10 protein-coding genes are annotated in these 13002 nt (G+C 44.7%); 1 reads left to right on the top strand and 9 read right to left on the bottom strand.

Features of this window, described 5'->3' with window-relative positions:
* Positions 1-33 precede the first annotated feature (33 nt).
* The 9 genes from G636_RS0102235 to G636_RS0102275 all read right to left on the bottom strand — a co-directional run bounded on the left by G636_RS0102235 (position 34) and on the right by G636_RS0102275 (position 11423).
* Positions 34-1644, bottom strand: coding sequence for an RsmB/NOP family class I SAM-dependent RNA methyltransferase (locus tag G636_RS0102235; protein ID WP_026506693.1), 1611 nt, complete (start codon positions 1642-1644; stop codon positions 34-36).
* A 387-nt stretch (positions 1645-2031) separates the two neighbouring features.
* Complete coding sequence (rny, locus tag G636_RS0102240) at positions 2032-3603, bottom strand: ribonuclease Y (RefSeq protein ID WP_026506694.1); 1572 nt, start codon at positions 3601-3603, stop codon at positions 2032-2034.
* Between the two features lie 102 nt (positions 3604-3705).
* Positions 3706-4347 carry a regulatory protein RecX gene (locus G636_RS0102245; RefSeq protein ID WP_026506695.1) on the bottom strand — a complete coding sequence of 214 codons (642 nt, stop codon included), beginning with the start codon at positions 4345-4347 and terminating at the stop codon, positions 3706-3708.
* Between the two features lie 138 nt (positions 4348-4485).
* Positions 4486-5571, bottom strand: a complete 1086-nt coding sequence (gene recA / locus G636_RS16975; RefSeq protein ID WP_035778516.1) for a recombinase RecA — start codon at positions 5569-5571, stop codon at positions 4486-4488.
* 304 nt (positions 5572-5875) lie between these two features.
* On the bottom strand, positions 5876-7372 hold the full coding sequence (locus G636_RS0102255) for an NlpC/P60 family protein (protein ID WP_196803013.1): 1497 nt from the start codon (positions 7370-7372) through the stop codon (positions 5876-5878).
* Positions 7373-7391: 19 nt separating this feature from the next.
* Positions 7392-8759, bottom strand: coding sequence for an O-antigen ligase family protein (locus G636_RS0102260; RefSeq protein WP_026506697.1), 1368 nt, complete (start codon positions 8757-8759; stop codon positions 7392-7394).
* Positions 8760-8782: 23 nt separating this feature from the next.
* The gene (gene coaBC, locus G636_RS0102265; RefSeq protein WP_026506698.1) at positions 8783-9979 is read right to left on the bottom strand and encodes a bifunctional phosphopantothenoylcysteine decarboxylase/phosphopantothenate--cysteine ligase CoaBC; all 1197 of its coding nucleotides are present in this window, start codon (positions 9977-9979) and stop codon (positions 8783-8785) included.
* 1 nt (position 9980) lies between these two features.
* Positions 9981-10772 carry a type III pantothenate kinase gene (locus tag G636_RS0102270; protein WP_026506699.1) on the bottom strand — a complete coding sequence of 264 codons (792 nt, stop codon included), beginning with the start codon at positions 10770-10772 and terminating at the stop codon, positions 9981-9983.
* The gene (locus tag G636_RS0102275; protein ID WP_051226406.1) at positions 10773-11423 is read right to left on the bottom strand and encodes an ECF transporter S component; all 651 of its coding nucleotides are present in this window, start codon (positions 11421-11423) and stop codon (positions 10773-10775) included.
* A 652-nt stretch (positions 11424-12075) separates the two neighbouring features.
* Here G636_RS0102275 and G636_RS0102280 point away from each other — a divergent pair.
* Positions 12076-12987 carry a YitT family protein gene (locus G636_RS0102280; protein WP_242826899.1) on the top strand — a complete coding sequence of 304 codons (912 nt, stop codon included), beginning with the start codon at positions 12076-12078 and terminating at the stop codon, positions 12985-12987.
* The last annotated feature ends 15 nt before the right edge of the window (positions 12988-13002 follow it).

Here is a 13002-nt window from a genome sequence, read left to right on the forward strand (position 1 = left end):
ATTATTGAGCTGCTAATAAGTGATCATTAGCCCTTATCCTCCATAATGGATACGAAGGCCCTTGGGATAATGATTCTTGATCCTTTTACCGTCAGACTTGCCCCAGCCTATACTGCAGGATGAAGCCAGCATAAGGGTCCATCCACTCTCCCCATGCTCATCTACTGTCATGCCCTCTGTATAAGCTCTGATCTCCGGAGAGTCCACAGAGTGATCACTTGTCCTTAATACGTCCTCACCTGTGAGATACAGGGCAAGTGAATGGGAAGGTTCAAACCTGCCCTTTATCATAGTCCCTAGATGTAGACCGGGCCGTTTTACTCTTAGCATATCTGTCGAAGGCATGATATCAGGAGCAAGAAACAGTCTGTCTCCAAAGAGAAAGATTTTTCCCTTTAATCTGCCAATCCCGTGCTCAGAAAGATTTTCAGCAGCAAATCCGTAAAAAGCATCTATAGCCTGGGTCAAGGAACTGCTATTGCCGCCTTTTTTGCCTTTCTTATCTACGCCTTTGCCGCCCTGCTTCCTTCCACTATTATATTCCTCATAATAGTAAGCTGAGTCTGACCCTCTATCTTCTCCGCGGCTTTTTTTATTAGTCTTTGACTGCTTTGAAGACTTTCCTTCCTGCATTTTCTTTTTGACTTCATCAGGATCATAGCTGATACCGCTTTGGAAGCCTCCGGGGCAAAAGGAATGATCCAAAGAAGCACTCATCTCTTCATCCCGTCTCCTAAAGGCAGCTACGAAATGCCCTTCACCCTTAATATGATGAGGCCAGAGCCTGATACAGCGGCGTATATTATCCTCTAGTTCCTCCTTCTTCATAACACTCTGATTCATTATCTCAGGGTCTATATCCATACCGGTCCTTAGGCCGGCCCAGGCAGGTACAGCCCTGTCCATACCGGGGTAGCTCTTTAGCTCTATGGTCTCAAACTCTGGATGCCTGATCAGGAATCTGGCCACTTCGCCCTCGTCCTCATCAGGAGCAAAGGTACAGGTAGAATATACGATCATTCCGCCGGGAGACAGCATCCGGGAAGCCATATCCATGATCATATCCTGCCTGTCAGCGCACAGATGCACATTATCAGGACTCCACATGTTGGCAGCTTCTTCGTTTTTGCGAAACATCCCTTCACCTGAACAGGGAGCATCTACCAATATCTTGTCAAACCAGCCTTCAAATCTCTCGGCCAGTTTGTCAGGCTCCATACTCACCACCATGGCATTGGCCACAGCCATTCTCTCAATATTCTCAGACAGGATATCAGCCCTTTGATCTACTATCTCATTGGTGACCAGTATACCTTCACCCTTCATCCTGCCTGCAATCTGTGTAGATTTACCTCCGGGAGCTGCGCATAGATCCAGTACCTTCTCACCTGGCCTGGGATCCAGATATGATACAGGTGCCATTGCGGACGGCTCCTGTATATAATATGCTCCTGCCATATGATAGGGTGATTTTCCCGGCTCATCTGCCTCTTCATAGATAAAGCCCTGTTCCTCCCAGGGAATAGGACTAAGAGCTATAGAGGGCCTGACCTCCTTAAGAGGATTGAGACGAAGTGCCCTTACCCTTTTCTCATCAAGAGAAGCCATAAATGCTTCATAGTCTTCTCCAAGCATCTTTTTCATTCTATCAATATATATTTCCCAATCTGACATATCTCTACCTTATTTTTATTCTTCTATACACTTGCCCTTTTATCATATCATAGATTTATATACTCACGAAACACGCAGTATATGCGTGTTTCTGGTTAAACTCGCAAACGCTTCGCTTTTTGCTCGTTATAAAATCACTGCTGACGCAGTTCTACGGGTACGGGGCTTATAACCCCGCACCCGTAATCAAGATATTCCCACCACCTAAAGGTGGTGGGTTATCTTGATTATTTTATATATCATCCGGGAATTCATAGTTAATCTCAGCACATGAAAAAGGACCCCGCACTAAAGATATTTAGCACGAAGTCCTTCATAAGAATCGTAATCATCTTATGCAGCAGACCTATATGCAAATTATTTCGCAAAGTCTGTTGCTCTGCTCTCTCTGATGACATTGACCTTGATCTGTCCGGGATATTCCATCTCTTCTTCGATCTTGCGTGAAATATCATGAGCCAGGATGACCATATCTGAATCAGAAACCTGATCCGGAACAACCATAACACGTACTTCACGACCGGCCTGGATAGCATATGAGTGATCAACACCCTTAAAGCTTCCGGTAATGTCTTCAAGCTGCTTCAACCTGGTGGTATATGTTTCCAAAGTCTCTCTTCTCGCACCCGGTCTTGCAGCAGAAATGGTATCTGCAGCCTGAACCAGCACAGCGATCAGTGACTGAGGCTCTACATCTCCATGATGAGCTTCAACAGCATTGATGATGAGGCCCGACTCCTTATACTTTCGACAGATATCAGCACCCAGCTGAACATGTGAACCTTCCATTTCATGATCGACAGCCTTGCCTATGTCATGAAGCAGACCCGCCCTCTTGGCAACTCTGGTATCAAGACCCAGCTCGGAAGCCATCAGTCCACACAGCTGTGATACTTCTATAGAATGCTTAAGTACATTCTGGCCATAACTGGTACGGAATTTAAGTCGACCCAGGAGCTTGATGATCTCAGGATGAAGACCGTGAACACCTGCATCCATAGCAGCGGATTCACCTTCCTCTTTGATCTCGGCAGCCACTTCTTTCTTGGCTTTCTCGACCATCTCTTCAATCCTGGCGGGATGGATACGACCATCCACGATCAGCTTCTCAAGGGCTACTCTTGCAACTTCACGACGGATAGGATCAAATCCTGAGATAACTACGGCTTCCGGTGTATCATCAATGATCAGATCCACACCTGTCATAGTCTCCAGCGTACGTATATTACGTCCTTCACGGCCGATGATACGTCCCTTCATCTCGTCGCTGGGCAGCTGAACAACAGAAATGGTAGTCTCGGATACATGATCAGCAGCACATCTCTGGATGGCACCGATAACGATCTCCTTGGCTCTCTTGTCAGCTTCTTCCTTGGCCTCTGCTTCCACATTCTTGATCATTACAGCCGATTCATGTCTTACATCATCTTCCACTATCTTCAGCAGATATTCCTTCGCCTGCTCTACAGTCAGACCGGATATCTTCTCCAGCTCAGCCAGACGCTGCTCATTGAGCTTGTCTATCTCAGCTGCTTTCTTATCCAGATCCTGTACCTTTCTGCTCAGATTCTCTTCTCTGGCACTCAGGCTCTGCTCGCGCCTCTCAATAGTTTCAGATCTCTTCTCGACATTCTCCTCTTTCTGCTGAACTCGACGTTCTGAGCGCTGTACTTCTGCTCTTCTCTCTCGAACTTCTTTTTCAAGTTCGTTCTTGGTCTTCAGGGATTCTTCCTTAGCTTCCAGGAGCTTCTCTCTTTTCGTCTCTTCTGCAGATTTGAGGGCATCGTCAATGATCTTTCTTGCTCTCTCGTTGGCATCTCCGATCTTCTGTGAATCCTTAGTCATCTGACTGACTCTGTTCCAAAGGATAAGACATACAACGAGGAGGGCAACTGCTACTATTATCACAACAATAGTAATAGCATCCATTACAGGAGCACCTCCTTATTCAGTTTTCATTGTACAATATTTTGTATATCATGCCCCTAAAGGGCAACTGTTTATACAATTTTACAACAATTCAAGTTTACGCTAATTAGCCCGCTCTGTCAAGGAAGCATCATTTAGAAATTCAGTGATCCCGCGATTGATAAGGTCAGTAGCATAGCCCTTTCTAAAGAGGAAAGCCATGATCTTCTGCCTTTCTTTGTAGTCCATAGAGGGATCAAAGTGCTTTTTCTTTAATATTTTGGCAATTTGCTGAATCTGAGGGTCATTTTCGCCTGATTCATATAACTCATCCATAAGTTCCTTGATCAGTTCTCTGTCTATTCCCTTGCTGACCAGATCCATATATACCCTGGCTGAAGACCTGCTCTCTTTATAACAATTGATATAATCTGTAGCATATCTTCTGTCATCCAGATAGTTATAGGATCGTACATATTCTATGGCTGAATCTATGCAAAGCTCAGGATATCCGCCGCTTACCAGCTTCTCTCTAAGCTTATATTCGCTGTAATCCTTCTTTTGAAGAAGGTTCATAGCACGAAGGGTGGCCCTCTTGGTCAGTACCACTCCGACTATCTCATCATATACTTCAGGAGATATATCCTCCTCTTCTGCCAGCTTGTATTTCCTAACCTCTGTATTGTAGAGGCAAAAAGCATATTCACCATCTATGTATATATCCTGCCTTCTCTTATCATGTTCTGCGATCCTGCTGATTGTCATAATCCCCCCCAATCCATGCAAAGCCCGAGCAACAGGATGATTCCCTGCTGTTCGGGCTAAAATTACAGATATAATCCTCTTGAAATAATATAATGAGTCAAAAGCTTCTTTGGAAATCCCAAAGAACAGGATATCACATCAATCTTCTGCGTCAGCAGCTTTCTTCCTGCCTGCCTTCTTGGGAGCTTCGTCAGCAGCTCCTTCAACTGCAGCTGCCATGGTGCTGTCTACAGGCATATCGAAATGAGCACGAACCTTGGCTTCTACATCCGCCATCACTTCAGGATGCTCTTCAAGGTAAAGCTTGGCATTCTCACGGCCCTGGCCGATCTTGTCGCCTTCATACTGATACCATGCACCGGACTTGCCAATCACGTCTATGCTGGCAGCCAGATCCAGGATATCTCCGGAACGGGATATTCCCTTACCAAACATTATATCAAACTCAGCTACCTTAAAGGGAGGTGCGATCTTATTCTTCACAACCTTGACCTTGGTATGGTTACCCACTACATCTCCGCCTACCTTGATAGAATCGGTACGACGTACATCAAGTCTCACTGATGAATAGAACTTAAGAGCTCTACCACCTGTAGTAGTCTCGGGATTGCCAAACATGATACCAACCTTCTCACGGAGCTGGTTGATGAATATTACTGTACAATTGGACTTGCTGATGACTGCAGTCAGCTTACGCAGAGCCTGAGACATGAGTCTGGCCTGAAGGCCCACATGTGAATCTCCCATCTCACCGTCAATCTCGGCCTTGGGTACAAGTGCAGCAACAGAGTCTACTACTACTATATCGATAGCTCCGGATCTCACCATGGTCTCTGTGATCTCAAGAGCCTGCTCGCCGGAATCAGGCTGGGAAATATAGAGGTTATCAATATCTACACCGATATTCTTGGCATATACGGGATCCAGGGCATGCTCAGCATCGATGAAACCAGCGATACCGCCTCTCTTCTGAACTTCAGCTATCATATGGAGTGTAACGGTTGTCTTACCTGAAGACTCAGGTCCGTAGATCTCTATGATCCTCCCCTTGGGAATACCGCCCTGTCCAAGAGCAATATCCAGACTAAGTGAACCTGTAGGGATGGTCTCTACCTTCATCTGACTGGCAGGATCCCCCAGTTTCATGACTGCTCCCTTACCAAACTGCTTCTCAATCTGGCCCAGAGCGGCCTCAAGTGCTTTCTGCTTGTCTTCTCTTTCCATACTATCCTTTCTGCGCCGCGTGGCGCAATGACCCATCAAAGCTCCCGGGTCATCTCCTCTCCCGCAGTTGATCCATATTGTTAATATAGTTTAATTTCAAACTGTAACCATTAACAATTTTAGGATATGAACTGCCGCTTGTCAATTATTTTTAGCACATTTCATGCTAAAAATAATTGCAAATAATTTGTTAACAGTTTCTCTAATACACAATAACTCACAGGGAATAAGGGCTACGTAGCCAAAGATTACCCGTCATCAGCCCGGGTACGTATGATAATTTAGCATAGCATGTTATCTAATGTCAATACTCCCTGCACATGATATACGAAAGGTCCTCAAGCCAGCTCTTGCCGTTTTTGCGCAAAAGGTCAAGGCCTGATACAAAGACGCAGTAGGCATCCTCTACGCTGCCATCCTGAGAGGAAGGCGCTATATATGTAGCGCAGGAGCTTATGACATAGGGCCTGCCCTCTTCCATACCAAGATAGATCATAAGGTGACCATCCATATACAGAGGGAGTCCCGGCTTTGTCTGAGACAGGAGTCTGAGCTTAGCCTTTGTGGTCATCATGGATGTATTTATGCTGCCAAGATCCGCCATCTCAGCTATAGCCTTGGCATTACGGGGAAGCTTAAGTCCAAAGCATGCATAAACCTGCCTTGCAAAGCCGGAGCAGTCGTTGCTGGAGAGCTCACCTCCATAACCGTACACTCTTCCCAGAAACTTAAATGCCTGCCCGATCACATTAGCAGATGTCATAGGCAGATATCCTATGCTGACATCTTTGGATACCGGGATAAGAACCCTGATGGACTCAAGCCTCCCTTCTTCATCTCTAACAGGAAGCTCAGCTGTATAGCAGCCATATGTGCTCCTGCCGCCCACAGGGCTATCATGATCATCCGATAAAGGAACTCTGCAGCCCATAGGCAGTATCATGCCTGAATAGGGACTATCAAGCGCCGTCTCATCCAGCACTATTTCGCTTCCTGTCACCACAACAAAGCGCTCAGGATCGCTATAGCGCTTCCACTCATCATAGCCTGAGCAAAGTGCCAGATTATCAGTCTTCACCCAGCCAAGATATGTTCCGTTTAGTATATAAGAGTAGGATCCGTCCCTGCTCTCATGCAGTATCACTACTCCGCTAAAGGGCATGACTTCAGCGGATACAAAGCTGTCAAACCATATATCATCTGCACTGTCAAAAGCCTTATCCCCCGTGGGAAAAATCTTTGCTGTAGTCCTGTTAAGATTAATAGCATAGCGCGGGATAACAGTAGCCGGTATCATATCAAGAGCCATATCTTCATACAAGCCTTCAAGATAGGCATCACTTACAGGCTCACCATCCTGATACAGATCAGGGTATTCCTGCTGGGGATCATCTGCGCTCTCACCGGCTATAAGCGCTCTTACAATATCTCCATCCATGCTCTCCCTCAGGTCATCCATATAGAGCTTGCGCCTTGAGCCCTGATCAGGCAGCTGATAATACACAAATGCAGGATTATTTTTGTTAAAATCCTCTATTTCTTCTTGGTTAAATAGGACTTCATTCTCCGCAGCAGATGTCCAATGATCAGCACTGAGCATATCAGGAGTGGTACCTTCTACGCAGCTGACAAGATCATAAACAGGATCGCCGGACTCATTTTCGTCTATACTATCTTCAGAAACCGAGCTTGCCCTGGTCATATTTATGGACCGGCTGCTCCCTTCTATTATGAGTCCCGCCCCCAATATAGTCATTAGCACAAGCATCAGATACAACAGCACTATTGTCTTCTTTTTCATATCCCCTACGCTCCCCATCTTATGATCTTCCTGCCTTGATGCAATATCCGCTGGCCAGGAAAAAGGGTACAGTGATCAAAGTTTCTGATGTATTAGCAAAAGGCATGGGCTCGCAAATACCCATGATCAAAACTGTGATCATGCTACCAGCCAGAAACTTGTCACCATGATCTGCAGCTTTATTAAAGATTTGCCTCAGCCCATTTATGATCCAGGCAAAGATAAGCGACATCATTGTAATAAATCCAACTATACCATGCTTTCTGAGGATCTCTATATAAGCATTATGCGCATGACTGATAATGACCTCATGATGACCCGCATATACTCCGCTGATTCCCTCTTTGCCAAGAGGAGATATACCCCAGATAAAGCGTCTCATATTCTTAAAGCATGCCTTCAGCCCTGCAGCCCATATCAGCGTCCTGTCTGTCAAAGTACCATCATCTTCTGATATCCTGTGAGCTGATATGCTCATGATCTTGTCACTGCCGCTGCCATCTATCATTTCTCCCAGTACAAATACCAGTCCTTTACAGATCGATATAGGCAGTTCAAAGGACTCCAGTAGCAAGAGGAATATCACTGTAGCAGCAATAAGAGATACAGGCAGTGAAATGTTGGCATTATGCAGCTTATCCTTTATATAAATGCAGGACCAAAGCCCCAGTGCAAAAGATACTCCCACCATAGCTGTCCTGCATCCGCTAAGCCCAAGGCAAAACCAGCCTATGATCATAGTAACAATATAGTATATTTTTAGGGCTCTTGACTTATGGTAATCCGTCAAGAGCCCAAAGGCAGACATGAGCATCAGGGCAGCACAGGAAAAGCCAAGATAATTAGCATTTCCAATAGCACACATTCGCCCATTCAAAAAGCAGCCTTTGATAAAATCCTGTCCAAATCCGGGAAATAAAAGAGAAATGACAGCATGGGCAGTCACACAGATCAATAATAGTCCAAGTATCAGAGAAGCAAAGAAATAAAAGATCGAGATATATCTCTTACTGTCAGAAAAAGTCTGTATCACAAAATAAAGCGCAAGTATGGTGATCCAGATAGACATATATTGTGAAAAGAGAAAAGATGATAATGATATACCATTTGTCACCGCCGACAGACAGGATAAAGATGTGAAAAGACACAAAAGAAAGCTGTCATAATAAAGCCAGAGCCTGCTCCTCATTATGCTGGAAGATATGAGGAGCACAGCAAGGACTCCATCAATAGCAAAAACAAGCCCCTTAAAGCGCTTGTATACTTCAACCGCCCCCATGCTCATAATGATCCCCGCCATGGCAGCAACTACCATCAGGATCAGAATATGTCTTGCACGGCTAAAATCTTCCCCAGAGTGCCCCCTAACAAGCTGCAGTATTTTCATGTCTCATCCCCCATAGACATTGATCATCTCATTTTCACAAGCTCGTCCAGGATGCAGTTAGCGGCATCGTATTTGGACATCAGCTCCAGTTCCCTTTCCTTATCCCCGGTGATCAAAGTGATCACATTTGTATCCACGCCAAAGCCGGCTCCGGACACCTTAAGATTATTAGCACAGATCATATCTAGATTCTTGTTTTTAAGCTTCTTTCTGGAATTCTCCAGCATATTCTCGGTTTCCATGGAGAAACCGCACAGAAGCTGACCTTCCCTCTTAGACTCTCCCAGGCTCTTTAGTATATCCCTTGTCCTCTTAAGAGTCACTGACAGATCACTGTCATCATTAGTCTTCTTGATCTTATGATCTGAAAACAAGGCAGGAGTATAATCAGCTACAGCAGCAGCCTTGATGATGATATCCATATCAGCTGCCCTATTCATTACAGCTTCGTACATATCTGCAGCGGATTCTATCCTGACTGTATCTATATAAGATGGCACCTCCTGGTCCGAAGGTCCCAGTACCAAAGTCACATCTGCGCCTCTGTCAGCAGCAGCTCTTGCTATGGCGATTCCCATCTTGCCTGTGGAATGATTGCTGATATATCTCACAGGATCCATCGCTTCTCTTGTAGGACCGGCCGTCACCAGAAGCCTTATCCCTGTCATATCCTTATCATGAGCAAGCTCATGTATCATAGCATCCAGGATCTTTTTAGGCTCTTCCATCCTGCCCTTGCCCACTGTTCCGCAGGCAAGATAGCCTTCATCCGGCTCCACAATGATATATCCCAGTTCCTTAAGAGTCTGAAGATTCCTCTGAGTAACAGGATTCTCATACATCTTGGTATTCATGGCAGGAGCCAGGATCCTGGGACAGGTACAGGCAAGAGCTGTTGTGGTGAGCATATCATCTGCTATACCACAAGCAAGCTTAGCAATACAATTAGCTGTAGCAGGCGCTATCACCAGTATATCAGCCTTGTCCGCAAGCGCAATATGTTCCACCTCCCAGGGATGATTCCTGTCAAAGGTATCTGTCACGCACCTGTTATGAGTCAGAGCTTCAAAGGTAAGCGGTGTAATAAACTCTGTAGCATTTGCAGTCATTATCACATCTACGTTTGCATGCTGCTTGATCAGCTTGGAAGACAGATCGGCGGCCTTGTAAGCTGCTATACCGCCTGTTACTCCCAGTAATATATTCTTTCCTTTTAGCATATTATGCTCCTAAATATGAGACCATATCAGTCTTCATCTCGTAGATAGCCCTAAGCCCCTCCATAAGGAGCCCGGGTCTGTATACACATTCTCTCTCGATCCAAGGCAGGATAAGTTCTCCATGCCCTCCTGTTATCACAAGAGCAGCATTGTCAAGGTCATATTCTCTTTCTATCCTGTCTGCTGCGGCAGATATCATAAGGCCTGCGCCAGCAACAGCTCCGCTCATCATATTGGACTGAGTATCCCTTCCAAGGAGCTCTGTAACTGAGCCTGCCAGAAGGTCCGGAAGCTGGGATGTATGCTGAGCCTCTGCATTAAGAGACATCTGTATGCCCGGGGAGATCATTCCTCCAAGGAGCACTCCATTATCATCACATACGGTTATGGTGGTGCAGCTTCCAAGATCACATACTATGACAGGTCTGTTAGTGTATATTGACCTGGCTGCTGTCATATCCACTAACCTGTCTGTACCTATGCTGCCTCCTGCATATGCAGAGACATCTATCCCAAAGTCCATATCACGATCCACGAGAACGGGCCTTTTCCCTGTGATAGCTTCCATCGCAGCAAGGACAGCATCATTGATCTCCGGAACTACTGATGACAAAATAGAGCCCTTGGGGCAGCCTCCATCCTGCAGAGATATCCTGCACAGGAATGCCCTGAGCTCTTCTTTTGGGTAATTTCTTCTGGTGGCGATACGGTCCTTATTAATAACTGTATCCCCATCAAAAACACAGGCAGCTATACTTGTATTACCTATATCAACTGTTAGTATCCTGCTCATTTATGCTCTGTGAAGTACCTTAGCCAGTACCATTGCAACTGTTCCACCAAGGATACAGCCGATAATCGCTTCAACTGTTGCTTGGAAGCCGACCATTGCTATCACAAAACTAAATGCATTGCCTGCATTGTAAGTCTGCACAAGGCCCTGAACATAGTCTGTATTGTAAAAGAAAAGGCAAAGGGATGTCATAAAGAATACTGTATTGAAGAGAGGCATAAGTGCACCTGTGATATAGTATGATGCAGTCTTAAGCCTGCCCCTGTGAATAAGTCTATATATAACACTTACCAGAGCAGCATCCAGAAATCTTGCTACTACTGCAGTTACAAATACTCCAACAGGACTGATGGTGAAAAGTGTGGAAAGCATTCCGCTGGCACCTGTAAGCGCACCTGAAAAGCTGTTAAGGCCAAAGACAATTCCACAAATGATACCTGCAGCAGGTCCTATAAGCATAGAAGCCAGTGCAACGGGTACAGTGACGATAGAAACCTTGAGAAAGGGGGTAGGAATAGTACCCAGGATTGTGTTACCCATAATAAGAGTAACTGCGATCATAAGGGCAGTCTCTACCATGTAACGGTTCTTGCTGCTAAGTCCGACCGACTCCTCGTTAGTCTTGCGGCCAAGCATTGATGTGTTTTCCATATTTAATTCTCCTTTGTTATATAAGCTACCGTTTCGGGATATCCCAAATACAGTGCATCATAAATATATCAAGACATTGCAACTACTGCAACAAGCGACTTCACCAAAAAAGTCATTGTTTATCTGCTATAAGCTCGTAAACATTAACAGAAAAAATACTATTTTTATATTCTTTTTACTAACATACTACCAGTACTTTTCTTTACTTATCCTTTTAATGATATATATGTTATTATTTATATGATATGACGTAAGTGATAAATGCCAATATGATCCAGAGATCATGTATTATTAGAAGAACCTTCAGAAACACGCATTTACTGCGTGTTTCGTGAGAACATGAATCTGGCAAATAGGTCCAGCGGCCCTAGCCGCTCTCAAATGGCCTATTTGCATACATTCTTGGATATTTTATTCAAGAATGTATGTATTATTAGATGACCATTCAGAAACACGCATTTACTGCGTGTTTCGTGAGAACATGAATCTGGCAAATAGGCCCAGTAGCTTTAGCTGCTTATAAATGGCCTATTTGCATACATTCTTGGATGTTTTATCCAAGAATGTATAAATATATAAATGCTTTTCTGATGATCACAAAGACATAAAAGTTGCTATATCCAGTAAACAATAGCAGAAAAGGACGCCAATTATGTCAACAGCAGATCAAAGTCCAAGAAAATCTATTTTTTCAGAAACAATGCCTTTTGAATACCGCAGCAGCGATATACCAAGGATACTACTTTGTATAGCATCAGGCATACTGATCTCTATCAATCTAAGGACCTTTGTCTATGCCGGAGACCTGATGCCGGGCGGTTTTGCAGGTCTCACACTCCTTATCCAGCAGATCGCATCATCCTTCTTTGGAATCATCATCCCCTACAGCGTTCTCTATATAGGCTTTAATGCGATCCCTGTAGTCATCTCTTTTCTAAAGATAGGCAAAAAATATACTATTTATTCATGCATCACCATTATACTGATCTCTTTTCTCACAGATGTTATCCCTGAGCATCCTATCACCTACGATATACTCCTTATCAGCATATTCGGTGGTCTGGTCAATGGCTTTGCAGTAGCCCTTAGCCTCCGCGCAGATGCCACCACGGGAGGCACAGACTTCATAGCCATCTGGATATCCGAGAAATACAGAGTGGATGCCTTTAACTATATCCTTATATTCAATGCCAGCCTGCTCTGCATAGATGGTTTGGTTTTTGGCTGGGATAAAGCGCTCTACTCCATCATATTCCAATACACTTCCACTCAGATCATACACCTGCTCTATAAGAGATATCAGAAAAAGACTCTTCTCATCATCACCGAGAAACCGGGGGAGATCACCAATACCATCTATAAAATGACCGGTCACGGAGCAACTGATATAAATGCCTATGGCTCCTATGAAAATGCCAAAAGGACAATTGTATATTCCGTAGTATCCAGCGGCGATCTAAAACCACTTATGACAGAGATATCATCCATAGATCCATCCGCCTTTGTAAATGTCATGAGGACCGAACAGCTCACAGGCAAATTTCACATGCCGCCTACAGACTAAAGCTTTCAAGTGCAT

Origin of the sequence: Butyrivibrio sp. MC2013, assembly GCF_000424585.1 — a bacterium.
Classification (GTDB): domain Bacteria; phylum Bacillota; class Clostridia; order Lachnospirales; family Lachnospiraceae; genus Butyrivibrio.